This is a genomic window from Bradyrhizobium sp. AUGA SZCCT0177 (assembly GCF_018130125.1).
Classification (GTDB): Bacteria; Pseudomonadota; Alphaproteobacteria; order Rhizobiales; family Xanthobacteraceae; genus Bradyrhizobium.
This window is the reverse complement of record NZ_JAFCMA010000004.1, coordinates 173,008-195,903: the sequence shown is the minus strand read 5'-3', so window position 1 is coordinate 195,903 and position 22,896 is coordinate 173,008. Positions and strand designations below refer to the sequence as shown.

The window sequence follows — 22,896 nt, the reverse complement described above, 5'->3', positions numbered from 1 at the left end:
TTGCAAGCTAGAACAATTCAGTCAAGTTTCAAGTCGAGTGTGCTTGCGAGACAAGTATCCCTCCATCGTCGTCAAGTCGAGGAGGAGAATTCAGGGAGCGTCCATGATCCGATGGCTGATCGGCGCAATCGGACTAAGCATCGTGGCCAGTTCCGCGTTCGCGGCCGACCCGATCGACATCCGCGTCGGCTATCTCGGTCAGGCCGGCATCAAATCGAAACTGTCCCTTGTCGAGCAACCGTCGGAAAATGACGGCATCGCCGGTGCGCGGCTGGCGATCGAGGACAACAACACCACCGGCAAATTCCTCAATCAGCGTTTCTTCCTCGAGGAAATTCGCCTGAAAGATGGCGAGGATGTCGCCAAGGCGGCGATGGCCCTCGCCGACCGCAATGGCATCATCATCGCCGATCTGCCCGCCGACGCGCTGTTAAAGGCGGCCGATGCACTGCGCGATCGCAAAACCGTGCTATTGAACGCCGGAGCGATCGACGACCGGCTGCGCGAGCAGGATTGCCGTGCCAATGTGATCCATGTTGCCCCGACCCGCTCGATGCTCGCTGACGCACTGGCGCAGTATCTGGTGTGGAAGCAGTGGAAGCGCTGGCTGCTGGTGGTGGGCTCACACGAGCCCGACAAGCTTTACGCCGATGCGCTGCGGCGCGCGGCGACCCGCTTCGGCGCCAAGATCGTTCAGGAGCGGGTCTTCGAGGATACCGGCGGCGCGCGCCGCACCGACAGCGGTGTAACCCTGATCCAGCGTCAAATGCCGGTGTTTACGCAAGCTGCGCCGGCCTATGACGTCCTCGTCGCGGCGGACGAAAGCGAAGTGTTCGCATCCTATCTGCCCTACCGGACCTGGGACCCGCGTCCGATCGCCGGCTCGGCCGGCCTTGTGCCGACGAGCTGGGACGCGGCGCACGACCAGTGGGGCGCGATCCAGATCCAGAACCGGTTCATCAAACTGAATTCGCGGCGCATGACGGCGCGGGACATGCAGGCCTGGACCGCCGCGCGCATGATCGGCGAAGCGACATCGCGCACCAACTCCGGCGACCCGAAATCGGTGTTTGATTTTCTCAAGCGACCGGATTTTTCGGTTGCGGCGTTCAAGGGACAACGGCTGACGCTGCGGGACTGGAACCTGCAACTACGCCAGCCGATCCTGCTGGTCGACGGCCGCATGGTCGTCTCGGTTTCGCCGCAGGAGGGTTTCTTGCATCAGTACTCCGAACTCGACACACTCGGCGTCGACCGGCCCGAAACCAAATGCAAACTGAACTGAAAACGGAGGAATGGCGGATGTGGCGTCGGTGTCTGCTTTCCGGAATGGCAGTGTGGCTCGCGGCCACCAGCCCCGCTTTGGCCTTCGTCGCCTATGTATCGAATGAGAAAAGCAACACCGTATCGGTGATCGATACCGACAAATGGGCCGTCACCCATACCATCAAGGTCGGTCAGCGCCCGCGCGGTATCGAATTCACGAAGAACGGCAAATTCGTGATGGTCGCGGTCGGCGATGACGACAAGATCGAGGTGATCGATACCGCGACCCATCAGGTGGTGGACAGCCTGCCCTCCGGTCCCGATCCGGAACTGTTCACCCAGGATGCCGCCGGCAAACTCCTCTACGTCGCCAACGAGAACGACAACACGGTGACCATCATCGATCTCGAAAAGCGCGTCCGCCTGGGTGACATCCAGGTCGGCGTCGAGCCGGAAGGCATGGCCCTCAGCCCGGACGGCAAGATCCTGATCAATACTTCAGAAACCACCAACATGGCGCATTTCATCGACACCGCGACGCGCGAGATCGTCGCCAACGTGCTGGTCGATGCGCGGCCGCGCTATGCCGAGTTCAAGCGCGACAGCTCCGAACTGTGGGTGTCGTCGGAGATCGGCGGCACCGTTTCCATCCTCGACCCCGCCAAGCGTACGATCACCGGCAAGATCGAGTTCAGCATTCCCGGCCTGCGGCGCGAAGCGATCCAGCCCGTCGGCATCGCCATCACCAAGGACGGCAAGACCGGCTTCATTGCGCTCGGCCCCGCCAACCGCGTTGCCGTCGTCGACGCCACCACGCACAAGGTCACGAAATATCTTCTGGTCGGCCAACGGGTCTGGCACATGGCCTTCACACCGGACGAAAAATATCTGCTGGTGACCAACGGCGTTTCCAACGACGTCTCTGTCATCGACGTGTCGGCGCAAAAAGTGATCAAGACAATCCAGGTCGGCGAGCTGCCCTGGGGGATTACGTTTGCTCAGCCATGACAGCAATCGACGCACACAGCACAGGACCCGTCTTGCCGGACCCCCGTCCCCGGGACGATCCGGCGGCTACTCCCGCATTGTCGATCGAAGGCATCAGCCATTCCTACGGCACAAGGCGCGCTTTGATCGACGTCAGCTTCGCGGTTGCACCGGCAAGCTTCACGGCGCTGCTTGGCCTCAATGGCGCCGGCAAGAGCACGTTGTTCGCGCTGATCACGCGGCTGTTCGGAACTCAGGCTGGACGCATCGGCATTTTCGGCCATGACATCAGCCTTGCGCCAGGCGAGGCGCTGCGGCTGCTCGGCGTGGTATTCCAGTCACGGACGCTCGACCTCAACCTCTCGGTGACGCAAAACCTGCTCTATCACGCCGCCCTGCATGGCATCGCCAAGCGCGAGGCACGGCTGCGCAGCGACGAAGTGCTGACGCGCATCGCCCTTGCCGACCGTGCCGGCAGCAAGGTTCGCGACCTCTCGGGCGGCCAGATGCGACGGCTGGAAATCGCACGCGCCTTGCTGCATCGCCCGCGCTTGCTGTTGCTTGACGAGGCGACCGTCGGGCTCGACGTCAAGGCCCGCGCCGACATTCTCGGCCACGTCCGGCAGCTCGTTATCGAGCAGGATATCGGCGTGCTATGGGCCACCCATCTGTTCGACGAGATCGTGCCCGGCGACGACCTCGTGGTCCTGCATCAAGGCCGGGTCCTTGCGCATGGCCCGGTCGAGAATATCATCGCCGACGCCAGCGCCCGTGACATCAATTCCGCATTCATGCGCTTGACCGGCGCTGCGGTGGATTCCGGGAGCCCCGCGTCATGAGCTCCACGACCGTCAGCCGACACCACAGCGGCTTCTCGCTCGCGCAATATGTCACCTGCCTGAACGGCATCGTGTGGCGCGAGGCGCTGCGCTTCGTGCACCAGCGCGAACGTTTCGTTTCGGCGCTGGTCAGGCCGCTGGTGTGGCTGTTCATCTTCGCCGCTGGCTTTCGTCAGGTCCTCGGCATCTCCATCATCCCGCCATACGAAACCTACATTCTCTATGAGGTCTATATCGCGCCGGGATTGATGGCGATGATCCAGCTGTTCAACGGCATGCAGTCGTCGCTCTCGATGGTCTACGACCGCGAGATGGGCAATATGCGCACTCTCCTGGTGAGCCCGTTGCCGCGCTGGTATCTCTTGTTCTGCAAATTGGTTGCGGGAACCGCAGTGTCATTGCTCCAGGTCTACGCCTTCCTGTTGATCGCGTGGTTCTGGGATATCGCGCCGCCGCCGATCGGCTATCTCACGGTGCTGCCGGCGCTGATCGTTTCGGGCTTGATGCTCGGCGCGCTCGGCATGCTGATCTCCTCCGGCATCAAGCAGCTCGAGAACTTTGCCGGTGTGATGAACTTCGTGATCTTCCCGATGTTTTTCGCTTCGTCCGCGCTCTACCCGCTGTGGCGGGTGCAGGAGGGAAGCCCCTTGCTCTACTATGTCTGCCTGTTCAATCCATTTACCCATGCCGTCGAACTGATACGCTTTGCGCTGTACGGACAGATGAACTGGATTTCGCTGGCCGTCGTGGTTTGCTGCACGACGGCTTTCATGATCGGTGCGATATACGCCTATGACCCATCGCGCGGCCTGGTTCGCCGCGGGCCCGCTGGAGGCGAAGCATGATCCGCCGGAGGCAAAACATGAGATGGCAGATCGCAATCGGGACGCTCTTCCTTGTCGCAGCATCGACCAAGGCCGGCTTGGCCGCCGATCCGCGCTATCCGGACTGGCCGTGCACCCAGGCCAAGGTCCCGGAAATCTCGCTCACCGCGGTGTGGGCCGGTCCGCCACTCGACGACGTCAAGGACAAATGGAAGGACGATGCCAAGGTGAGCCCGCTGGTGTCGAGGCTGGCCGCAAGACGGACTTCCCTTGACGACGCCCAGAAACTGATCACGGAATTTCTTGGCAGCCCGGCGACCGACAAGGCCACGACAGGCAAGCTGCTGTTCGCCGGACTGTTCGACAGCCTCAACGCGCAGCGCGCGTCGGTCATGAACGGATTGGAACGGATCACCCGCAAGCAGCGCGAGGCCGCCGACAAGATCCGGTCCGACGTGTCCGCCCTGCATGCCCTGCAGGGTGCGTCCCCGCCCGATCAGCCCAAGATCGACGAACTCAGCAATCAAATGGTCTGGCAAACCCGGATCTTTGAAGACCGGCAGCGCGTGGTCAAATTCGTCTGCGAGGTGCCCACCGCGATCGACCAGCGGTTGTTCGCGCTCGGCCGCATGATTCAGCAGGAGATCGAGTAACGAACGCGCCGCCCATTCTACTTTGCATGGGGTTGTTTTCGCAATTTTGCGTCAGGCCCTTCATCTGCCCCCTTCCTCATCGGTTCTGGGCTCAGGCGTCGCTTCGGCGACCGGCAGGCTGGCGCGCTCCCAACCTTCGGTTCCGTCCGGGTACCAGGCCACATTGGGATAGCCGTAGGACAGGACCCGCTTCGCCGCGTTCCACGACATCCAGCAATTCTCCTGACAGTAGATCACAAGCAACGCGGCCTTGTTGCCATGAGACACCCGCTCTAGCCCGCGCCGCAGATAGGCCTCGGTTGGCTCTGCCAGTTTGCCGTGCCCCGTATCGGGCAACCAGATGCTGCCGGGGATGTTGAGCCGCGGCTTGTCACGCCAGACCGTGCCGGCGGGAAGATTTGGCGGCTTCGGCGCACGCGGCAGCACGTCGATAAAAACACCGCTGCCGGCGCGCCAGATCGCTTCGGCCTCTGCCGTCGTAAGGACGCGTACGCCGGCGAGGGTCGCAGGAACAGCCGCGCGATAATTATCCGTGCGATATCCGTCCGGCTCCGGCACATTCTGCTGCGCGAGAACGTTGGCTGCGAGGACAAAGGTCGCAACGACCGCGCACGCCAGCGTTCGTATCACGGTGACTTCTTCGCCGTCTCTGCGCCGATCGGCCGGTCATTCTCGTCGAGCAAGGGAACGCCGAAGTCGAGCAGTATCCTGTTGATGGCCGGCTGGTTCTCCTGGATCAGACGGTTGAGCATCCGCTTCCAGTTCTGGTCGGCCGGCCGGACGCCCATGCCGATGCGATAGACGAGCCGAGGCCCCGTGGTTTCCTTGACGAGCGGCGTGACGTGAAGCGGCGGATTTGCCTTCCCGGCGTAAAAGCCGGCGAGCGGTCCCCACAGAATGGCGGCGTCGATCTTTCCCGACGTCAGATCCTTGATCATGACTTCTGCCGATGAATCGATCCGCGTATCGACCATCAGTGGATAGGACTTGGCTTCCGCCATCAAACCATTTGCTGTCATGTTGGTGGCGGGCGGCGTGCCGGCAACAATGCCGATATGCTTGCCCTTGAGGCGCGCGTCACCCAGTGTCGCGACCTCGTCAAGGCCGCTGCCCTGCCTGACCACCAGCGCGTAAGCGGTCCGGTAGTAGGGATTGGTGCCTTGCACCAGGTCGTCGCCTTGCGGGTAGCCCATGATGACGTCGCAACGATGTGCGGCGAGCGTCATCCGGACAAAGCCGGCCGCTTGCGGATAGTACGCATAGTCCAGCTTTTTCTGCAGCTTTTCGGCGAACAGCTCACCGAGCTTGTTTTCGATTCCCTCGCCCTTGTCGTTCGAGAACGGCAAATTGCGCGGGTCAGCGCAAACCCTCAGCACCTTGGGATCGATGAGCTCGATGGACAGGTCGGTGCTGTCGTTGGTCTGGGCTCCGGCGATGTCGCGACCGGCGAATATTGCTGTGATCGCGAGAAGCGAGACCAGCAAGCGGCGGCGTTGTCCCCAATCTGTCATCATGCATTCCCTTCTTGATCGAACGCCCGCCATCCATCAATTGCTCAGCGTGCCAGAGCGTGCAACAGGAATATCCCCGTGCTGGATTTGTGTTGCATGCTGCGACGCAAACCAGCTCGACGAAACCCGAGATCGCTTCCGGACGAGACTGAGGCAGAAACATGGCTCATGGCGCTTCGGTTCTTGCCCTACTCGTGGTTTTCGCGACGTCGACCCTAGCGCAGGCCCAGCAGCAAGAATTGCCTGTGAGCGAAGTCGCCCCCGGAATATTCGCGCACCAGGGCCTGACCGCGCTGATGACGGGCGAGAACGACGGCGCGACCGCGAACATAGGATTCATCATCGGCGAGAGCGCGGTGGCAGTGATCGACACCGGGGGAAGCGTTCGCGAGGGCCAGCGGCTGCTTGCGGCGATCCGTGCGCGAACCGACAGACCGATCCGCTACGTCATCTACACCCACGGCCATCCGGACCATGTCTTTGGCGGCGCCGCATTCGCTGGCGATGGAACCGAGTTCGTCGGTCATCGGAACCTGCCGCGGGCGCTGGCGGCGCGCGGACCATTCTATCTCGATGCATTTCGCCGGATCATGGGTGAGAAGTCCCTGGATGGGGTGCGCATGTTACCGCCCACTCTCCTTGTCGACGGCACGGTCAAGCTCGATCTCGGCTCGCGAATCATGACCTTGAAGTCGTGGCCGGCCGCGCACAGCGACAACGACCTCACCGTGTTCGACGAGCAAACCAAAACCCTGTTCGCGGGCGATCTGGTGTTCCTTGGCCACATTCCGGTGCTGGACGGCAGTATTCGCGGATGGCTCGCCGTGACCGACGAACTCGGCACGCTTCCCGCGCAACGCGTGATTCCCGGTCACGGACCTGTGAGCGAATGGCCGGGCGCCCTCGCCGACCAACGCCGTTACCTCGAAACGCTGGCGGCCGATGTCCGCAAGCTGGTCGCCCGTGGCGCTCCGATCACGGTCGCCGCCGACACCGCCGCGGCCAGCGAGCGACCGCGATGGCAACTGTTCGACGACTACAATGCACGCAATGCAACAACCGCATTTTCGGAAATTGAATGGGAATAGCCCGCCCGATGACGTATACTGGCGACGCTACGTTCCATCCCAGCGAAGGGGTGCCGCCATGCCCGGACGTCGTTTCCACCTGCTCTGCATCGCCAGCCTCCTGAGCGTCATGCTCGTCGGCGCGCGCATTGCGCCTGCGGCAACGCCCGAGGCCAACGATCCGTGGCCCGGACTGGTACAGGACATCTTCAACAACCGCCCGATGAACGACGGCGCAGACGTGATCGCCATCGAGATGCCGTACCGCGCCGAGGATGCGGCGATCGTTCCCGTCACCCTGCGCACCAAGCTCCCGCCTAGCGACAGCCGCCGCGTGTTGAGAATCACGCTGGTGATCGACCAGAATCCGGCGCCGATGGCGGCGAAGTTCGAACTGGGTCCGGACGCCAATGTGACGGAAATCTCGACGCGCGTGCGCGTCAACAACTACACCGATGTTCATGCCGTGGCCGAACTGAGCGACGGCAAGCTCTATATGACGAAGACTTATGTGAAGGCTTCCGGCGGCTGCTCCGCACCGGCAACCAAGGTCGCCGACGAAGCCAAGAGCCGCCTGGGGCAGATGCGATACCGGCAATTCGCGCGTGCTGGTCAAGGATCTGGCCAGGGACCCACCAGCGGCACCCGCGAGGCGCAGATCATGATCGGTCATCCCAGCCATTCCGGCCTTCAGATGGATCAGGTGACCCAGCTCTACATCCCGGCCTTCTTCGTCGACCAGTTGCGGCTGTGGCAGGACGATAGTCTGGTGCTGGCGATGGAAGGCGGAATCTCGATCTCGGAAGATCCTAACATCCGCTTTACCTATGTTTCGAACGGCGCGACGCGCTTCCGTGCCGAAGCCAGGGATACCAAAGGCCACGTATTCCAGAAGGAATGGAAGGTCGACGATTCCGGGATCTGACGCAACGCGGCGGGGCAATACCGCCAGCACATCGCGACGACGTCTAGAAACATCGTACTTCTAGAAACATCGCACTTCCGCTTCGGCCTGTGCGCGCCTGAGATCATTGAGCGCGTTCGCCGCCTGCTCTGACGTGCGGAACTGCCCGCCCAGATTGCCCCTGACCTGCGCCATGCTCAGGACGGTTTCAGCCGAGACATAGCGCTCATAGGGTACGATCGACGCGATGATATCGATCGAGCAGGAGCATTGTTCGATCGCCTGCCGCGTCTCGCCATTCGCCTTGAGACAACCAAAGACGTATTCGGCGCGCGCCGACGTCGGATAGTCGTTGATCACTTCGGCCCGCGCCATCGTTGCCATCGCCGTCAACGCTGACAACGCGGCGACAATACGTCGTACCGATCCGACAGCTGACATGATCTTCCTCCCGCTACGAAGCGTGGAAGCTATGCTATGACAGTCCTCAAGAAAAGATGCGCGCGGAAACGGCTCACCATGACAATTTGCATTCGGATGCTGCTGGCTGCGGTTATTTTGGCCGTTGCGCAGGTCGGTACATGCCACAGCGCCGAGACCGTGCGGGTTGCGGTGCAAAAAACCGGAACCTTCGCGTGGGAACTTGCTGTGATCCGCGCCCATGGTCTCGACAAACAGGCCAATCTCTCGGTGGGGGTTGTCGAACTCGCGAGCCCGGAGGCGGGCAAGATCGCGCTTCGCGCCGGCAACGCCGACATCATCGTCTCCGACTGGCTGTGGGTATCGCGCGAACGCACACTTGGCGCCAAGCTGACATTCTATCCCTATTCGAGCGCGCTCGGCGCCGTCATGGTACCGGCCGCGTCGCCGATCCAGACCTTGGCCGACCTCAAGGGCCGCAAGCTCGCCGTTGCCGGCGGCCCGATCGACAAGAACTGGCTGCTGCTGCAAGCGTGGCTGAAACAGGGCGGCATCGACCTGAAGTCGGAGGCGACCATCGCTTACGGCGCGCCGCCGCTGCTGACGGCAAAGACGCTCAGCGGAGAAATGGATGCCACCATGAACTACTGGAATTTCTGCGCCGTGCTGGAAGCGAAAGGCTTCCGCCGCGTCGCCGGCGTTGAGGATCTGCTGCCGAAACTTGGCGCCACCGGCCGCACCGCGATGATCGGCTACGTCTTCGACGAAGCATGGGCGAACGCCAACCAGGACACGGTGGCCCGCTTTATCGCCATGACCCGCATGGCGAAAGAGATCCTGTCGACCTCGGATGCCGAGTGGGAGAAAATTGCGCCGCTGACCGGCGCCCCCGACACCGCAACGCTCCGCGTCTATCGCGATCGCTACCGGGAGGGAATTCCACGTCGCCCGATCGCCGACGAGGAAGCCGACGCGCGCATCCTCTACCGCGTGCTGGCTGGGATCGGTGGCCGCGAACTTGTCGGGGCGGCGCCGGAACTCGCTTCCGGCACATTCTATCACGCGATCCCGGGAGACTGAGGTGCCGCGTCTGTTTTCATTCGCCGTGTTTTTCGCAACCTGGTGGATCGCCTCGCTGCTCGCCGGCGATGCGAAGCTGCCGCCTCCGCCCACCGTGCTCGCGGCTATGCTTGCGGAAGCGAAGTCGGGCGCCTTGTTCCTCAATCTCGGCGTGACATTGGCGCGCGTGGCGCTCGCCTTCACCCTGGCGATGACGCTGGGTGCCGCCATCGGCTACCTGATGGGCCGGGTGCGGCTTGCCGATCGGCTGGGTGACCCCTGGCTGATCCTGCTGCTCAATCTGCCGGCGCTCGTGGTCATCGTGCTCGCCTACATCTGGGCCGGATTGACCGAAGTCGCCGCAATTGCGGCAATTGCCATCAACAAGCTGCCGACCGCCGTCGTTACGCTGCGTGAGGGCGCGCGGGCGCTCGACGCGGCGCTCGACGAAATGGCGACAGTATTTGCGTTGCCGCGCGGAAGGACGTTCCGGCACGTCATCTTGCCGCAACTGGCGCCCTATATCGCAGCCGCTGCGCGATCGGGACTTTCCCTGGTCTGGAAGATCGTCCTTGTTGCGGAGTTGCTTGGACGGCCGAACGGCGTTGGCTTCGAGATTGGCGTGGCGTTCCAATTGTTCGACATCCCGCTTTTGCTGGCCTATTCACTGAGCTTCGCGGCTGTCGTGCTCGTCATCGAAACCGTGTTGGTGCAGCCATTTGAGGCCCGGCTATCCCGGTGGCGCCCCCGTGCGGCTTGAGGTTGATATCGCCAGCAAGAAGTTCAGGAACGCGGCGGGCGAACAGCACGACGTGATCGCCGGCGTGGCCTTTACGCTCGATGCAGGAGAGGTTGGCGTGTTCGTCGGTCCATCCGGCTGCGGCAAGAGCACCATGTTGAGGATTCTCGCCGGCCTTGACCACGACTTTCAAGGGCGCGTCGTGCGTCCCGCCGGCGCACGAATCGGCGTCGTGTTCCAGGAACCCCGGCTGCTGCCATGGCGATCGGTCGAAGAAAACGTGCGGCTTGTCGCACCTCTGGCCGACGAGGCGAAGCTTTCAGCGCTGTTCGAAATTCTGGAATTGGGCGCACATCGCAAGCATTTTCCCGGCGAATTATCACTCGGCCTTGCCCGGCGCGTCGCGCTCGCCCGCGCATTCGCCATCGAGCCGGATTTCCTGATTCTCGACGAACCGCTGGCCTCGCTCGATGACGCGCTCGCCGTCCGTCTGCGCGATCAGATTGCCATGCTGGTCGACGGCCGTTCCGTGATGACGCTGCTGGTGACCCATGACGTGGACGATGCGGCTCGTCTCGGCGACCGCCTGTTCCTGCTGTCGCCGCGACCGGCTCGGGTTGTTGCCGACCTGCCCATCCGCACGCCGCGTCGTGCGCGGGGCGACGCCGAGATCGCTGCGATCAAGTCAGACATCATGCGGCGGATCAACGGCGGTCTCACCGAGCGGGATGCCTGATAACTGCTTGATGTGATTCAGCGAGTTTGAAAGCACCAGAAAATTTCGAGACGGCGAAAAACCGGAAACGTCTGATAAGGTAGGAAGAGCTTGAGGTTTGCCGCGGGAGGATCTGATAATGCGATGGATATTGGCCTTGGTCGTGCTGTTGTTGGCGGGCGCAGGCGAACTCGCCGCGCAGAGCAAGGGCAAGGGCATCCGGCTCTGGAACCTGACCACCTCGACAATATCGGGCTTCCAGCTATCGCCGGCCGGCAAAGACGCCTGGGGACCTAACCTGACCCTGACCGACAAGGACAAGGAGGTCGACCACGACGAACGCCTGCGCATCACGGGCGTGGAGCCCGGACGCTACGATGCCAAGGTGAGCTATCCCGACGCAAGGCAATGTCTGGTGAGAGATATCGAAATCAAGGCGGATGCCGTATTTTCGATTGCCGACAAGGATTTAAAGGACTGCAACAAGTAGACCTTGCGACGCCCTGACAAGATGGCTTCAGCCTGCGGGCGCAGCTTCGCCCTTATCCGCCCGGTCGTTGGGGCGCGGATATTCGCAGCGCCACTTCACCGCGGTCCATTTCGGATGCTCGCCGACCCATTGCGCGATATAGGGCTGCGCAGCCATGACGCATTGCCGCGGGGAAACATCCGAGGAAAACACAAGGTGCCTCTCCTCGCAGGTGGCCGGCGACAGCACGGCACACACTGTCAGTACCAAATCGATCGCATTCATGCCCGAGATCCCAGAGCTAGTGCGTTGAATAGATAACACAAACAGCTACGTAACAGGCAGCGAAAAGTTTCACCACACCGCGAAAACCCGGTACCCGGCGACCTCGTGTTAGCCGCACAGGCTCAAAAGTTAACGCCGAAAATCAGCCGCGCGTGATGGCGTTCGAAGTTGACGAGATCGAGCGCCGCATTCGATCCGGCCGGACGTCCCCATGCCTGAACGCTCCAGGCCGCGGTCAATCGTGAGCGCGGCGACAATTGAAAATAGGCCGTGGGCCCGACAAACAGTGCCTGGCCTGCGAGTTCCTGCAACCCGATCCCTTCATATTGCCGCAGGTAGCGTGCTTCACCGCCGAGAAAGAAACCCGGACGCGTTTGCACCATCAAGGCGAGCGCAGCGCCGATGGTTGATTCCTGGTCTGCGGCTCCGGTGCCGACAACGCGCGTCCATTCCGGCTGGTAGATCAGATTGAGTGCAGCGACGGCGACGTTCGGAACTATCTCGCGGTCGAACGCCAGCGTCAGTCCGCCCCCGTAGCTTCGCACCGCCGCCGCCGTAGTCTCGTCAATGCGGTTGCCGTGGCTCTCTACCGCGACGGTAAAGCCAAATGGGGCCGCGTCCCGATCGAGAAACCGGTAGCGCAGGTCCAAGGACACGCCTTCCCACGACAACTGGCGCCGATCCTCCAAACCTGGAACGCCGCGGATGTAATGGGACGCAAAGCTGGTTCCCAACTCCACCCGAACATTTCTGGCAGGCACGAACTCCAATTCGAATTCCTGCCCGATCGCGCGGTACTTTCCACCATTTTTGGAAAAACGCCCGGTGGTCTCGCTCTGCAGCTCGCGCTCGCCGACACTGCCGATATCCGTGCCGATCATGAAGCCGAACAGATGCTCGGTATCAATCCCCTCCGCGCAAACAGCACCCGGAAGCAGCACGGAGAGACAGACGAATGCCGCCCGGCAGGTGTTGGAACGAATTGGCATCCACGAGCCACAGGAATGAAAACGACGGGAATGAACGAGGCGTCACTGCCGGCACCCTAGCATGGCGCAGATGGCGGCGGCCAAGGAATCGGAAGGCGTAATCCCTGAATTCCGGCCATGGCAGAAGGTGCCGGCGCGAGGACGCCAATAAGGGAAAATGGAATGACAAGCTTCTTCTGCAAGAAGCCTGACGGCGCCGATCAATGCAAAGGGAGTTGGACGCTGCGTGATTTCGCGAGGCGATGTTCTGAAATATTGAGCCGGACTAAATCTCGAGTCGGACTGGATCTTGAACCGGACGCCTGCCGCGGCTCGTAGCAGCAGAGTGCAGCCAGAGCCGGGCAGAACGTTTCGATGCAGTCTATTTGCGCGATGCGCAGGCGTACATGTTGATTTCCATGCCCACCGACACTTCGACGATTTTCGGAGTCTTCCAAGTCATTCGGGGTCCTCCCAACTAGTTTGGCGCGACGTTCACGCCGGGGCAGAACCTAGGGCGGCCCCGGACGCAGCGCAAGTACGGAACATCGACCGCACAACGCTGGATTGCCGCACTTGCGCTCGAAATTTCTCTCTCGGACAAAGTTACTTCCCTCTTGGGCAAATGCGGAACACCGGATCGTCTCGCGGCATGAGCGCAATAGCGCACGGGCCGTGAAAGACCTTGTGCCCAACGGAAGCTTGAATCGACATTTGACGAATTCGGTTTGCCTGCCCATGCGACATGTGGAAGGTTGGCGTTCTCTTGGGTCGAGGTTCTTGGGTCCAGGTTCTTGGGTCGAGGTGTCCGGATGCCAACGGCGAGTGGCGATCTTGATTCTTTTGGTGACCGCGGGCCTCTGTTGCGATGGCTGGTCTTCACCGGGCTGTGGATTTTTGCGTTCTTTCTTTTGTGGCGCTTCGGCCTCGTTCGGCAGATGGTCGCTGGCGATCGTACCTATCTTTCGCCGATCATCGCTCTGCTCTATTTTGCGACGTCGCTACACTGCCTGTGGCGCACGATCGTGATCGCACGCGAGGGCGATGCGGCGCGCCGCACCGGCGCATTGATCGCGTCTGGATCGGGTCGCCTTGATCTTGACGGCGACGCCGTCGTCGTCGTCGAAGGCGCCGGCCAGCTTCCAACCGGTCTGGTCGCGGCTCACATTCGCGACCTTGCCGTCAAGGCACGCCTGCAGGGATCCCGGAAGCTCGATCAGACGCTGCTGCTGCGCGGGCTGGCCAGCCGGCTCCGCGGCTCCAACCAGTTTGGCGCCTTCGCCAGCGACACGCTGATGAAGCTGGGCCTGCTCGGTACGATCATCGGCTTCATCATGATGCTGGCGCCAATTGCAGGGTTAGATCCCAGCGACCGCAGCACGGTCAGGTCTTCGATGAATCTGATGAGCGACGGCATGGCGGTTGCCATGTACACGACGCTCGCCGGTCTCGTCGGTTCCATCCTCGTCAGGATCCAGTACTACATGCTCGACGATGCGACCGCGAAGCTGTTTGCCTTCGCCGTCGGGCTGACGGAAGTCCGCGTGGTTTCGATCCTGGAGAATCGACCCGAGGCGGCGGAATGATCGACGAATATGACCTCATGCCGCAGGAGGAGCCGTTCGATCCGTTCGCGGTCATGCTGTTCAAGGCGTTACAGGTCCTCGCATTCCTGTTCTTCGTCGCATTGCTGGCCATCGCGCCCGAGGCAAAGGATGGCAAGATCGACAGCAAGGCGGAATTCCTCGTCACGATGGCCTGGCCCGACCAGCATCCTGATGACTTCGACATGTTCGTCCAGGACCCGCTTGGCAATATGGTCTGGTATCGGCGGCGCGAGGCTGGATTCATGCTGCTCGACCGCGACGATCGTGGTGGCGCCAACGATTTCATTCTGGTCAATGGCCGCAAGGTCCTGTCGCCGATCCGCCAGGAGACGGTCAGCATCCGCGGCATCGTCGCCGGCGAATACACCGTGAATATCTACCATTTTATCGCGATGGGCCGCGAACCCGTGCCGGTCTCGGTGAAGGTCGAGAAGCTCAATCCGACGGTTCAGGTCGTCCACTACGACAAGATGGTGATGCAAAGCGCGGGCACTGAACGCACCGCCGTCCGCTTTTCGATCGACGCCAGCGGCGGCATCGTCGACGTCAACCATCACGAAAAGTCGCTGCTGCAGACGCTGCGCAACCGGCTCAGCAAGAGTGGCTGACCATGGAATTGCAGAAGGAAATCCTGGGTCTGTCGATCGCCTACGCGCTGCTGGCGGCGTTGTTGCTGATATTTGTGCTGCGCGCCCGCGTATCCTGGCAGCTCAAGGCAGCGGCCGTGCTTGTCACCAGCGTCTACTACTGCGTGGCGTTCTTCCGCATCGAAGGCCTGGCCGGCTGGTCGGCGCCCGCACCGCTGCCGTCGCAGTTCCAGTTGTTGTGGGCGCGGGTCGTCGAGCCGAACCCGCTCGATCGCGATCCCGGCGCGGTGCATATCTGGGTCGAGGAACTCGATGCCGCCAATCTTCCGAGCGGTCAGCCGCGGGCCCATCGCTTGCCGTATTCCGCGGCACTCGCGCATAAAGTGACCGCGGCGCGCGACGAGATCATGAAAGGCCATCCGCAGGGCGGACGCGCGGCCGATTACGGATCCGGCAATGGACAACCCGCGCCTGAGGGACCCTCCGATGTCTCGACACTTCGCCCGACGGCTGCACCGGGCGGCGATCCGATGAGCGGCGGTCCGCTCGATCTATCGTTCCTGACCGGTGAAGCCGGGAACATCGAATTCGCGCCACTACCCGCTCCGATTCTTCCGCCCAAAGACGGGCCCTGACGCTGTTCGAAGCGGCGACGTGCAAGTCAATGAGCACGCCGAATACCTCTGTTCTGCCGCGGCTAGCCGCAACCGATCACGATCGGCGGTCCCGGCCTAATCCCAGCTGGCCTAATCGCAGGCCTTTTCAGCCATTTGCTGATCAGACTTGTGCTGATCAGACTTGGCGCCTTGGGCCTGCTGCGCCGCCGTCGGCTGACCTTGCATCTGCTTTTGCGTATCCTGCGAAGACGCTGCGACATCGCTGGCTGCACGATTCATCGTGCTGGTTGGCGCGTGTTCCTTGGCATCGGAAGCCATGCCGGTGGTCTGGCCGGTGCCAACCGATGCGGGTCCGGAACCCGCGTCCTTCAGATTTGCGGCGCGACCGGTGGTGTCGCAGGGGGCTGCCAATGCGGTGCCGATGCTCAAAACAGCGATCGAGCAAGCCGCGAGAATGAGTCGTTTCGTGTTCATCTAATCCTCCTTGGACCTGCCGCGCGCCCCAGCACGTCAGGACGGAGGAGCAACCGGCTCGGAGGCCACGGGTTCCGGGTGGCGGGTCGAATCTCGCTGTTGTTTAATCGGGCACACCTCATGTTTCCGATATCAGTGTCTACAATTTGCGAGGCTAATCACATGCGACCATTGATCTGCGGAACGCTCGGAGCCCTCCTCGCGATTTGCCTCGTGCCAGCGGTCGACGCCCAGGACAACTCGCAACTCAAGCAGCCGGCACCGGGCTCGGCAAACCCGCCTGCAACGCTGACCGGCAAGGAACGGCTCGGCAGGAAATGGATGGACGAGCAGCGGATCGACGATTGCAATGTGCCTATCGACAAGCGTGGGTCCCAGAAGCGGTCAAGCATCTGTCCGCATGTTCCTATGGGCTGATGAAGCTCTCATACGCCGCCGGGCTGGACGTAACAGAACACGTGACCGTTGCGGTTCATGAAAACGATGCCGTGACCCGTGGGATTCGACTGGTCCCATTTGAGCTTGTAGTGCGGGATTTCGATTTCCGTTCCGTTCTTGACGTGGGGCCGGCCGAGCGGTTCATCCGGCCGGTCATCGGTGATGCGCACGTAGGTCTTGCCATCCCGGACGTGGATTTCATCGGCCCAGTAGGCGTCAGCTTCGCCGCAGCACGATGCGCTGGGAGCGTCGGGCTGCATCAGCGATTGGTACCACTGCCGGATCGCAGGATCCGCGTTTTCCCATTGACCAAGGTCGCGCGCGCCGAGCCCTGTAACGGAACAACCGAAAATTCCGAGAAAAAGGATGATTTGCTTCATCCGTCCCGCTCCTGTGTTCTCCGGCGGGATGATCAAAGCAATGTTCGTGCCGCCAACAGCCCGTAAGGAACCAGGCTAGGCAAGGATCCCGTTGGGCGACGAGCCGCTGCGCCATCGGAGCTTCGATCTACGGATCGGGTTCAGATCAGGGACGCTGTTGCGAGTTGAGGAACTCAGGAAGCGTCTGGAGCCGGGCTGTTGTGCTGCGCCTTCTGGATCGAAGACGGAACAATGCCGAAATACCTGCGGAAGACCCGGCTGAAATGGGACGAACTCGAAAAGCCCCATGAGAATGCGACATCCGTGACGGTCTTGCCACCGTGCGTCTCCAGTTCATGGCGGCAGTTCTGCAACCGCGCCTGCCAGATATAGTCGCTGACGGTCATGCCCCGGTCGCTGAACAGCATGTGCAGATAACGCTTGGTGCAGCCCAGTGCCGCGGAAATCTGATCGATGCACAGATCAGGATCGCGCAGATGTTCGCGGATGAAGGCCTGAGCGCGAATATACATCGCCTCGGGGCCACCGCGATCGAAACTCGCGTCCGCCTCGCGCAGCGGCAACAGCAACAGATCGATCAGCGAATCGGCAACGACGACCGCGTTGTTCGGCGACAGTCTCGCAGCCTGGTCAAATGCCGCATGCACGAAGTCAAAGGCAATCCGGCCGGTGCCTGTGCGCGCCGAGAGCTTGCACGCCGACATCCGCGCCGTATGGAAGCCGCGCTCCTGCAGCAGCGCCTTCGGCACAATGACGACTTCGTGCCGCGTCAGCGCCGGGCTGATGATCGTATGCGGACAGGATACATCGTAGGCAAGACAATCGCCGGGCATCAGATCGATGCGCCGGCCCTCCTGCTCGAAATAGGAAACGCCATGCGTCTGAAACAATATCTTGACGTAGGGATGCTCGCTGGCTTTTGAACGGGACACGGTGTGCGCGATGCGATGCTGGCTGACCTCGATCTGACAGAGCTTCAGCTTTGAGACCGTCGTGTAGTTGACACGCGCTTCGAGCGACGAAGCTTTCAACGGATCTATGTCAAATTGGCCGCAAAGATCCGTCAATGCATCCGACCAGCACTGGATCTGCTTCTTCGGCGACAATCCCGAAGTGGTAAGCGAGTGGAGCGTATCAACCATTTCCAGCCACCGATTCGAGAAACGTAACTGTTGCCGCGGGAGACTCGGTCACGGTGAAGTTTGATTTACCTCAATTTAGAACGGTCGTTGTTGCCTAAGCAACGTATGTCCCGGCATCCACTTGACAATCCTCCGACTTAGTTTCTGCGCCGTCAAGGGGAAGGTTCAGTTCGATCGTGCGACATCCGTCGTAGTGCGCCGCACAGCGGCGGTCAAAACCACTGCCTTATGTGTGGCAACGCCCCAGGCGATCGGCAGGAAAACAGAAATCTCGCCGAGGTTCGCTTTGGAGCAAATGCCCTTCCCTCTTGGGCAAGTTTCCCATTCCCGAACGGGATAAAGATACGGGACAAAATCGAAAAAGTGGACCGCCACCTCGGCGGTACCTGGGCTTCATCAGTGGGAGGACGCAATGCGCAGACTGCTATTTGCAACTTGTCTTGGTTCCATGGCGGCGTTCGCCGTGGGCAGCGCCGTAGCCAACGAGGAATTGATCAAAATGTCGCAGAACCCGAAGGATTGGGTGATGCCGGCAGGCGACTACGCCAATACACGCTACTCGAAACTCAACCAGATCACGGCAGCCAATGTCGGCAAGCTCCAGGTCGCCTGGACCTTCTCGACCGGCGTGCTGCGTGGCCACGAAGGCGGACCGCTCATCATCGGCAACATGATGTATGTCCACACGCCGTTCCCAAACAAGGTCTATGCCCTTGACCTATCCAAGGACCAACAGATCGTCTGGAAGTACGAGCCGAAGCAGGATCCGAACGTCATTCCGGTGATGTGCTGCGACACCGTAAACCGTGGCGTGGCCTACGGCGACGGCAAGATCTTCCTGCACCAGGCCGACACCACGCTGGTCGCTCTCGACGCCAAGACCGGTAAACTTGAGTGGTCGGTGAAGAACGGCGATCCCGGCAAGGGCGCAACCGGCACTTCCGCACCGCTCGTCATCAAGGACAAGGTCCTGGTTGGCATCTCCGGCGGCGAGTTCGGCGTGCAGTGTCACGTCACCGCCTACGATCTCAAGTCAGGCAAGCAGGTGTGGCGGGCCTTCTCCGAAGGGCCGGATGATCAGCTCTTGGTCGACCCCGAGAAGACGACCGATCTCGGCAAGCCGATCGGCAAGGACTCGAGCATCAAGACCTGGCAAGGCGATCAGTGGAAGATCGGCGGCGGCTGCACATGGGGCTGGCTGTCCTATGACCCCGCGCTCAACATGGTCTATTACGGCTCGGGAAATCCCTCGACCTGGAACCCGAAGCAGCGCCCGGGCGACAACAAGTGGTCAATGACCATTTTTGCGCGCAATGCCGATACCGGGTTGGCCCGCTGGGTCTACCAGATGACGCCCCATGATGAATGGGACTATGACGGCGTCAACGAAATGATCCTGAGCGACCAGCAGTTCAATGGCGCGGAGCGCAAGCTTCTCACCCATTTCGACCGCAACGGGCTCGCTTATACGCTCGACCGCGTCAACGGTGAATTGCTTGTCGCCGAAAAGTACGATCCGAAGGTCAACTGGACCACCGGCGTCGACATGAACAAGAGCTCGCCGACCTACGGCCGTCCCAAGGTCGTCAGTCAATATTCGACAGAACAGACCGGCGAGGACAAGAATACCAAGGGCATCTGCCCGGCCGCGCTCGGTACCAAGGACGAGCAGCCGGCAGCCTACTCGCCGGACACCCAGCTGTTCTATGTGCCGACCAACCACGTCTGCATGGACTATGAGCCGTTCAAGGTGAGCTACACCGCAGGCCAGCCCTATGTCGGGGCGACGCTCTCGATGTACCCGCCTCCCGGCGAATCCCACATGGGCAACTTCATTGCCTGGGACAACAAGACCGGCAAGATCGTGTGGTCGAACAAGGAGCAGTTCTCGGTGTGGTCCGGTGCGCTCGCCACCGCCGGCGGCGTGGTGTTCTACGGAACGCTCGAAGGTTACCTCAAGGCGGTCGATGCCAAGACGGGCAAGGAACTCTACAAGTTCAGGACCCCGTCCGGCATCATCGGCAACGTCACGACCTATGAGCAGGGCGGCCGGCAGTATGTCGCAATTCTGTCCGGCGTCGGTGGCTGGGCAGGCATCGGCCTTGCGGCCGGTCTGACCGATCCGACCGATGGTCTCGGCGCGGTCGGCGGCTACGCTGCGCTTAGCAACTACACGGCGCTTGGCGGATCACTGACCGTATTCGCCCTGCCGCAGTAAACTGAACGATCTACCCTTCCGGCGCATGGACTGGCTCCATGCGCCGGAGCACTTCCCAACAAATCCCGAGGACAAGCTCTTGCGTACAATCTGGTTTGTGGGTGCCGCGATGATCTTCGTGGTATCTGGCGGAATTACTCTCGCTGCAGACGCGGTCGATCCGACTGCCGTCAAGTCCGAGGACGGAAAGTACTTCGACAAGGAAGGCACCCCGACCTTCAAGGTCGCCCCTGACGGTACGGTGGATTGGTACACCTACTCCGGATACCGCCGCTATCACTCTGAATGCCATGTCTGCCATGGCCCCGACGGGATGGGATCGACCTACGCCCCCGCCCTCACGGATTCGGTCAAGACCATGAGCTACGGAGACTTCGTCGGCGTTGTCGCGAGCGGCCGCAAGAACGTGAGTTCGTCGCAGGAGAACGTGATGCCGGCGCTCGGCGATAATCCGAACGTCGCCTGCTACATGGACGACCTCTACATCTATCTGCGCGCCCGCGCCAATAACGCGGTCGGACGCGTGCGTCCTGCCAAGAAGGAAGACAAGCCTGACGCCTACACCGAGGCGGAGAATTCCTGCATGGGCAAGAAATGATCATCCGGAGTGAGCGCGGGGGACAGGTGTCCTTGCAGCGCCCTCAAGACGAAAAGTGGAGTTAAGAATGAAGACGCGCGCTGCTGTGGCTTTCGAAGCAAAAAAGCCGCTGGAAATCGTCGAGGTCGACCTCGACGGGCCGAAGGCTGGTGAGGTTCTTGTCGAGATAAAGGCGACCGGGATTTGCCACACCGACGCCTACACGCTTGACGGTTTCGACAGCGAGGGAATCTTTCCTTCGATCCTCGGCCACGAGGGCGCCGGCATCGTTCGCGAGGTCGGCGCGGGCGTCACGTCACTGAAGCCGGGCGACCATGTGATCCCGCTTTACACACCCGAATGTCGCCAGTGCAAAAGCTGTCTCAGTCAAAAGACGAACCTTTGCACTGCAATTCGCGCCACGCAGGGCAAGGGCGTGATGCCCGACGGCACTTCGCGGTTCAGCTACAAGGGCAAGCCCGTCTTCCACTACATGGGCTGCTCGACGTTCTCGAACTTTACCGTGCTGCCGGAAATTGCGCTGGCGAAGATCCGCGAAGACGCCCCGTTCGACAAGAGTTGCTACATCGGCTGCGGCGTGACGACCGGGGTCGGCGCGGTGGTCAACACCGCCAAGGTCACGCCGGGCGCCAATGTGGTGGTGTTCGGACTTGGCGGAATCGGACTCAACGTGATTCAGGGCGCCAAAATGGTCGGCGCCGACAAGATCATCGGGGTCGACATCAACGACAGCAAGGAAGCATGGGGCCGCCGCTTCGGCATGACTCATTTCGTCAACCCGACCAAGGTCGGCGGCGACATCGTTGCGCATTTGGTCACGCTCACCGACGGCGGCGCCGACTACACCTTCGACTGCACCGGCAACACCACCGTGATGCGCCAGGCGCTCGAGGCGTGCCATCGCGGCTGGGGTGTCTCTGTCGTGATCGGGGTGGCGGAATCCGGCAAGGAAATCGCGACCCGGCCATTCCAGCTGGTGACCGGCCGGGTGTGGAAAGGAACTGCGTTCGGCGGCGCGCGCGGCCGTACCGATGTCCCTAAGATCGTTGACTGGTACATGAACGGAAAGATCGAGATCGACCCGATGATCACCCACGTCCTCACGCTGGAGGAGATCAACAAGGGCTTCGATCTGATGCACGAGGGCAAGTCGATCCGTTCGGTCGTCGTTTTCTAAAGCCAAAGAACGTCAAACATAAGGAGGATAGGCCCATGACTGTTCACATCCACCCATCGGTCGACAGCGGCGTCAAGAAAGGATCGGGCAGCTTTGCCGGCGGCACCCTTGCCTGCAAATGCGCGGACAAGGCGGTCAAGGTCGGCATCAAGGGTGATGTCGCCCACAACCACGCCTGCGGCTGCACCAAATGCTGGAAACCGGCCGGGGCAACCTTCTCGGTGGTCGCGGTCGTGCCACGCGAAAACGTGTCGGTGCTGGAAAACGGCGACAAGCTGCAAATCGTCGATGCGTCGGCGGCGATCCAACGCCACGCCTGCAAGGCCTGCGGCACGCATATGTACGGCCGGATCGAGAACAAGGGACATCCGTTCTACGGCCTCGACTTCATCCACCCCGAACTATTCCAGGAAGCCGGTTCGGCGGCGCCAGGGTTTGCCGCATTCGTTTCGTCCGTGATCGAAGCCGGTGTCGCTCCGTCCGATATGGCGGGGATCAGATCGCGCCTCACAGAGCTCGGGCTCGAGCCCTATGATTGCCTGTCTCCCCCGCTGATGGATGCGATCGCTACCCACGTAGCGAAATCGAAAAAAGCGGCCTGACCCTGCAATCGTCCGCGACCGCCGGTGAGCTTACTGCCACCGGCGGAGCCGCGATCCGCCGCGCAAGATTCGGCCTCGCCGAAGACCGTAGTTTGGCTCAGGAAATCGCAGGCTTTTGGTAGCGGGGGAGCGCCACACCCCCTGCTGCATGAATTCCTCGTTCGTAAGCTGTGCCAGCGAGGCTGCGCGAGTGCGCCGTGGCGGGTGTCCTCTCTCGACCTCCGATAACCTACCTGCCAGCAAGTCAAGCCCTCTCGAAGTCGGCTGAAACGCATACTGAAGATGCATTTCTCGAGATTTGATGGCATAATCATCAAGGGCTGCTGAGGCTCCGAGTCCGAGGATTGCGC

28 protein-coding genes are annotated in these 22,896 nt (G+C 61.5%); 19 read left to right on the top strand and 9 right to left on the bottom strand.

The window, feature by feature from the left end; genetic code table 11:
* The first annotated feature begins 103 nt into the window (after positions 1-103).
* The 5 genes from JQ597_RS06510 to JQ597_RS06490 are packed head-to-tail and all read left to right on the top strand — an operon-like array spanning position 104 to position 4,569.
* On the top strand, positions 104-1,285 hold the full coding sequence (locus JQ597_RS06510; protein WP_212263400.1) for a lanthanide ABC transporter ABC transporter substrate-binding protein PedA1: 1,182 nt from the start codon (positions 104-106) through the stop codon (positions 1,283-1,285).
* Between the two features lie 17 nt (positions 1,286-1,302).
* Positions 1,303-2,274: a YVTN family beta-propeller repeat protein gene (locus tag JQ597_RS06505; RefSeq protein WP_249147542.1), complete on the top strand. Its 972-nt coding sequence runs from the start codon at positions 1,303-1,305 to the stop codon at positions 2,272-2,274.
* Positions 2,271-3,092, top strand: coding sequence for a lanthanide ABC transporter ATP-binding protein PedB/LutE (locus tag JQ597_RS06500; RefSeq protein WP_212263398.1), 822 nt, complete (start codon positions 2,271-2,273; stop codon positions 3,090-3,092). Before JQ597_RS06505 ends, JQ597_RS06500 begins: the two co-directional genes overlap by 4 nt.
* Positions 3,089-3,937 (top strand): lanthanide ABC transporter permease protein PedC, encoded by an 849-nt coding sequence (locus tag JQ597_RS06495; RefSeq protein ID WP_212263397.1) that lies wholly within the window; start codon positions 3,089-3,091, stop codon positions 3,935-3,937. Before JQ597_RS06500 ends, JQ597_RS06495 begins: the two co-directional genes overlap by 4 nt.
* A 17-nt stretch (positions 3,938-3,954) precedes the next feature.
* Positions 3,955-4,569, top strand: a complete 615-nt coding sequence (locus JQ597_RS06490; RefSeq protein WP_212263396.1) for a hypothetical protein — start codon at positions 3,955-3,957, stop codon at positions 4,567-4,569.
* A 60-nt stretch (positions 4,570-4,629) separates the two neighbouring features.
* Here the strand turns inward: JQ597_RS06490 and JQ597_RS06485 are convergent, their stop codons facing one another.
* Both JQ597_RS06485 and JQ597_RS06480 read right to left on the bottom strand, forming a co-directional pair.
* A complete protein-coding gene (locus JQ597_RS06485) occupies positions 4,630-5,199 on the bottom strand; it encodes a PQQ-dependent catabolism-associated CXXCW motif protein (protein WP_212263395.1) in 570 nt (189 codons plus the stop codon).
* Positions 5,196-6,080, bottom strand: a complete 885-nt coding sequence (locus tag JQ597_RS06480; protein ID WP_212263394.1) for a substrate-binding domain-containing protein — start codon at positions 6,078-6,080, stop codon at positions 5,196-5,198. The genes JQ597_RS06485 and JQ597_RS06480 overlap by 4 nt, the downstream gene beginning before the upstream one ends.
* A gap of 161 nt (positions 6,081-6,241) precedes the next feature.
* On the opposite strand from JQ597_RS06480, the gene JQ597_RS06475 reads away from it, so the two are divergent.
* A complete protein-coding gene (locus JQ597_RS06475; RefSeq protein ID WP_212263393.1) occupies positions 6,242-7,168 on the top strand; it encodes a quinoprotein relay system zinc metallohydrolase 2 in 927 nt (308 codons plus the stop codon).
* 58 nt (positions 7,169-7,226) lie between these two features.
* Positions 7,227-8,072, top strand: a complete 846-nt coding sequence (locus tag JQ597_RS06470) for a quinoprotein dehydrogenase-associated SoxYZ-like carrier (RefSeq protein ID WP_212263392.1) — start codon at positions 7,227-7,229, stop codon at positions 8,070-8,072.
* A gap of 60 nt (positions 8,073-8,132) precedes the next feature.
* Here the strand turns inward: JQ597_RS06470 and JQ597_RS06465 are convergent, their stop codons facing one another.
* Entirely contained in the window at positions 8,133-8,492 is a 360-nt protein-coding gene (locus JQ597_RS06465; protein ID WP_212263391.1) for a hypothetical protein, read from the bottom strand.
* A gap of 96 nt (positions 8,493-8,588) precedes the next feature.
* On the opposite strand from JQ597_RS06465, the gene JQ597_RS06460 reads away from it, so the two are divergent.
* The 4 genes from JQ597_RS06460 (at position 8,589) to JQ597_RS06445 (ending at position 11,474) form a co-directional block, all read left to right on the top strand.
* On the top strand, positions 8,589-9,551 hold the full coding sequence (locus JQ597_RS06460) for an ABC transporter substrate-binding protein (protein WP_409411271.1): 963 nt from the start codon (positions 8,589-8,591) through the stop codon (positions 9,549-9,551).
* 1 nt (position 9,552) lies between these two features.
* Positions 9,553-10,290 (top strand): ABC transporter permease, encoded by a 738-nt coding sequence (locus tag JQ597_RS06455; protein ID WP_212263389.1) that lies wholly within the window; start codon positions 9,553-9,555, stop codon positions 10,288-10,290.
* The gene (locus JQ597_RS06450) at positions 10,280-11,005 is read left to right on the top strand and encodes an ABC transporter ATP-binding protein (RefSeq protein WP_212263388.1); all 726 of its coding nucleotides are present in this window, start codon (positions 10,280-10,282) and stop codon (positions 11,003-11,005) included. Before JQ597_RS06455 ends, JQ597_RS06450 begins: the two co-directional genes overlap by 11 nt.
* 118 nt (positions 11,006-11,123) lie before the next feature.
* Positions 11,124-11,474: a hypothetical protein gene (locus JQ597_RS06445; RefSeq protein WP_212263387.1), complete on the top strand. Its 351-nt coding sequence runs from the start codon at positions 11,124-11,126 to the stop codon at positions 11,472-11,474.
* 27 nt (positions 11,475-11,501) lie between these two features.
* Here the strand turns inward: JQ597_RS06445 and JQ597_RS06440 are convergent, their stop codons facing one another.
* From JQ597_RS06440 to pqqA, 3 genes are all read right to left on the bottom strand, one after another.
* Positions 11,502-11,738: a hypothetical protein gene (locus JQ597_RS06440; RefSeq protein ID WP_212032699.1), complete on the bottom strand. Its 237-nt coding sequence runs from the start codon at positions 11,736-11,738 to the stop codon at positions 11,502-11,504.
* A gap of 122 nt (positions 11,739-11,860) precedes the next feature.
* Entirely contained in the window at positions 11,861-12,727 is an 867-nt protein-coding gene (locus JQ597_RS06435; protein ID WP_212263386.1) for a DUF6662 family protein, read from the bottom strand.
* Positions 12,728-13,088: 361 nt separating this feature from the next.
* Positions 13,089-13,169 carry a pyrroloquinoline quinone precursor peptide PqqA gene (gene pqqA / locus JQ597_RS06430; RefSeq protein WP_192736930.1) on the bottom strand — a complete coding sequence of 27 codons (81 nt, stop codon included), beginning with the start codon at positions 13,167-13,169 and terminating at the stop codon, positions 13,089-13,091.
* 349 nt (positions 13,170-13,518) lie between these two features.
* Here pqqA and JQ597_RS06425 point away from each other — a divergent pair, with 349 nt between their 5' ends.
* Genes JQ597_RS06425 through JQ597_RS06415 form a run of 3 tightly spaced genes read left to right on the top strand, consistent with a single transcriptional unit; the run spans position 13,519 to position 15,535 of the window.
* Entirely contained in the window at positions 13,519-14,292 is a 774-nt protein-coding gene (locus tag JQ597_RS06425; protein WP_212263385.1) for a MotA/TolQ/ExbB proton channel family protein, read from the top strand.
* Positions 14,289-14,921: a hypothetical protein gene (locus JQ597_RS06420; protein WP_211998808.1), complete on the top strand. Its 633-nt coding sequence runs from the start codon at positions 14,289-14,291 to the stop codon at positions 14,919-14,921. The genes JQ597_RS06425 and JQ597_RS06420 overlap by 4 nt, the downstream gene beginning before the upstream one ends.
* A 2-nt stretch (positions 14,922-14,923) precedes the next feature.
* Positions 14,924-15,535 carry a hypothetical protein gene (locus JQ597_RS06415; protein ID WP_212263384.1) on the top strand — a complete coding sequence of 204 codons (612 nt, stop codon included), beginning with the start codon at positions 14,924-14,926 and terminating at the stop codon, positions 15,533-15,535.
* 111 nt (positions 15,536-15,646) lie between these two features.
* On the opposite strand, the gene JQ597_RS06410 is transcribed toward JQ597_RS06415, so the two are convergent.
* Positions 15,647-15,991 carry a hypothetical protein gene (locus tag JQ597_RS06410; RefSeq protein ID WP_212263383.1) on the bottom strand — a complete coding sequence of 115 codons (345 nt, stop codon included), beginning with the start codon at positions 15,989-15,991 and terminating at the stop codon, positions 15,647-15,649.
* 213 nt (positions 15,992-16,204) lie between these two features.
* Between JQ597_RS06410 and JQ597_RS06405 the strand changes: the two genes are divergently transcribed.
* Positions 16,205-16,408, top strand: a complete 204-nt coding sequence (locus tag JQ597_RS06405) for a hypothetical protein (protein WP_249146823.1) — start codon at positions 16,205-16,207, stop codon at positions 16,406-16,408.
* 8 nt (positions 16,409-16,416) lie between these two features.
* Here the strand turns inward: JQ597_RS06405 and JQ597_RS06400 are convergent, their stop codons facing one another.
* Positions 16,417-16,809 (bottom strand): hypothetical protein, encoded by a 393-nt coding sequence (locus JQ597_RS06400; RefSeq protein ID WP_212263382.1) that lies wholly within the window; start codon positions 16,807-16,809, stop codon positions 16,417-16,419.
* 173 nt (positions 16,810-16,982) lie between these two features.
* The gene (locus JQ597_RS06395; protein ID WP_212263381.1) at positions 16,983-17,951 is read right to left on the bottom strand and encodes a helix-turn-helix domain-containing protein; all 969 of its coding nucleotides are present in this window, start codon (positions 17,949-17,951) and stop codon (positions 16,983-16,985) included.
* Positions 17,952-18,363: 412 nt separating this feature from the next.
* On the opposite strand from JQ597_RS06395, the gene xoxF5 reads away from it, so the two are divergent.
* From xoxF5 to gfa, 4 genes are all read left to right on the top strand, one after another.
* Positions 18,364-20,169, top strand: coding sequence for a lanthanide-dependent methanol dehydrogenase XoxF5 (gene xoxF5 / locus JQ597_RS06390; RefSeq protein WP_212263380.1), 1,806 nt, complete (start codon positions 18,364-18,366; stop codon positions 20,167-20,169).
* 109 nt (positions 20,170-20,278) lie between these two features.
* Complete coding sequence (locus JQ597_RS06385) at positions 20,279-20,767, top strand: c-type cytochrome, methanol metabolism-related (protein WP_211998883.1); 489 nt, start codon at positions 20,279-20,281, stop codon at positions 20,765-20,767.
* Between the two features lie 67 nt (positions 20,768-20,834).
* Entirely contained in the window at positions 20,835-21,944 is a 1,110-nt protein-coding gene (locus tag JQ597_RS06380) for an S-(hydroxymethyl)glutathione dehydrogenase/class III alcohol dehydrogenase (protein ID WP_212263379.1), read from the top strand.
* A 35-nt stretch (positions 21,945-21,979) separates the two neighbouring features.
* Positions 21,980-22,546 (top strand): S-(hydroxymethyl)glutathione synthase, encoded by a 567-nt coding sequence (gene gfa, locus JQ597_RS06375; protein ID WP_212263378.1) that lies wholly within the window; start codon positions 21,980-21,982, stop codon positions 22,544-22,546.
* Positions 22,547-22,896: the final 350 nt, after the last annotated feature.

What these genes read in the sequence shown, in the direction of transcription:
- JQ597_RS06420 (WP_211998808.1), top strand. Translation starts at nt 14,289, where the DNA reads ATGATCGACGAATATGACCTCATGCCGCAGGAGGAGCCGTTCGATCCG.
- JQ597_RS06505 (WP_249147542.1), top strand. Translation starts at nt 1,303, where the DNA reads ATGTGGCGTCGGTGTCTGCTTTCCGGAATGGCAGTGTGGCTCGCGGCC.
- xoxF5 (WP_212263380.1), top strand. Translation starts at nt 18,364, where the DNA reads ATGCGCAGACTGCTATTTGCAACTTGTCTTGGTTCCATGGCGGCGTTC.
- JQ597_RS06495 (WP_212263397.1), top strand. Translation starts at nt 3,089, where the DNA reads ATGAGCTCCACGACCGTCAGCCGACACCACAGCGGCTTCTCGCTCGCG.
- JQ597_RS06465 (WP_212263391.1), bottom strand. Translation starts at nt 8,492, where the DNA reads ATGTCAGCTGTCGGATCGGTACGACGTATTGTCGCCGCGTTGTCAGCG.
- JQ597_RS06410 (WP_212263383.1), bottom strand. Translation starts at nt 15,991, where the DNA reads ATGAACACGAAACGACTCATTCTCGCGGCTTGCTCGATCGCTGTTTTG.
- JQ597_RS06425 (WP_212263385.1), top strand. Translation starts at nt 13,519, where the DNA reads ATGCCAACGGCGAGTGGCGATCTTGATTCTTTTGGTGACCGCGGGCCT.
- JQ597_RS06460 (WP_409411271.1), top strand. Translation starts at nt 8,589, where the DNA reads ATGCTGCTGGCTGCGGTTATTTTGGCCGTTGCGCAGGTCGGTACATGC.
- JQ597_RS06480 (WP_212263394.1), bottom strand. Translation starts at nt 6,080, where the DNA reads ATGACAGATTGGGGACAACGCCGCCGCTTGCTGGTCTCGCTTCTCGCG.
- JQ597_RS06380 (WP_212263379.1), top strand. Translation starts at nt 20,835, where the DNA reads ATGAAGACGCGCGCTGCTGTGGCTTTCGAAGCAAAAAAGCCGCTGGAA.
- JQ597_RS06400 (WP_212263382.1), bottom strand. Translation starts at nt 16,809, where the DNA reads ATGAAGCAAATCATCCTTTTTCTCGGAATTTTCGGTTGTTCCGTTACA.
- JQ597_RS06500 (WP_212263398.1), top strand. Translation starts at nt 2,271, where the DNA reads ATGACAGCAATCGACGCACACAGCACAGGACCCGTCTTGCCGGACCCC.
- JQ597_RS06395 (WP_212263381.1), bottom strand. Translation starts at nt 17,951, where the DNA reads ATGGTTGATACGCTCCACTCGCTTACCACTTCGGGATTGTCGCCGAAG.
- JQ597_RS06510 (WP_212263400.1), top strand. Translation starts at nt 104, where the DNA reads ATGATCCGATGGCTGATCGGCGCAATCGGACTAAGCATCGTGGCCAGT.
- JQ597_RS06470 (WP_212263392.1), top strand. Translation starts at nt 7,227, where the DNA reads ATGCCCGGACGTCGTTTCCACCTGCTCTGCATCGCCAGCCTCCTGAGC.
- JQ597_RS06475 (WP_212263393.1), top strand. Translation starts at nt 6,242, where the DNA reads ATGGCTCATGGCGCTTCGGTTCTTGCCCTACTCGTGGTTTTCGCGACG.
- JQ597_RS06445 (WP_212263387.1), top strand. Translation starts at nt 11,124, where the DNA reads ATGCGATGGATATTGGCCTTGGTCGTGCTGTTGTTGGCGGGCGCAGGC.
- JQ597_RS06435 (WP_212263386.1), bottom strand. Translation starts at nt 12,727, where the DNA reads ATGCCAATTCGTTCCAACACCTGCCGGGCGGCATTCGTCTGTCTCTCC.
- JQ597_RS06385 (WP_211998883.1), top strand. Translation starts at nt 20,279, where the DNA reads ATGATCTTCGTGGTATCTGGCGGAATTACTCTCGCTGCAGACGCGGTC.
- pqqA (WP_192736930.1), bottom strand. Translation starts at nt 13,169, where the DNA reads ATGACTTGGAAGACTCCGAAAATCGTCGAAGTGTCGGTGGGCATGGAA.
- JQ597_RS06440 (WP_212032699.1), bottom strand. Translation starts at nt 11,738, where the DNA reads ATGAATGCGATCGATTTGGTACTGACAGTGTGTGCCGTGCTGTCGCCG.
- JQ597_RS06415 (WP_212263384.1), top strand. Translation starts at nt 14,924, where the DNA reads ATGGAATTGCAGAAGGAAATCCTGGGTCTGTCGATCGCCTACGCGCTG.
- JQ597_RS06490 (WP_212263396.1), top strand. Translation starts at nt 3,955, where the DNA reads ATGAGATGGCAGATCGCAATCGGGACGCTCTTCCTTGTCGCAGCATCG.
- gfa (WP_212263378.1), top strand. Translation starts at nt 21,980, where the DNA reads ATGACTGTTCACATCCACCCATCGGTCGACAGCGGCGTCAAGAAAGGA.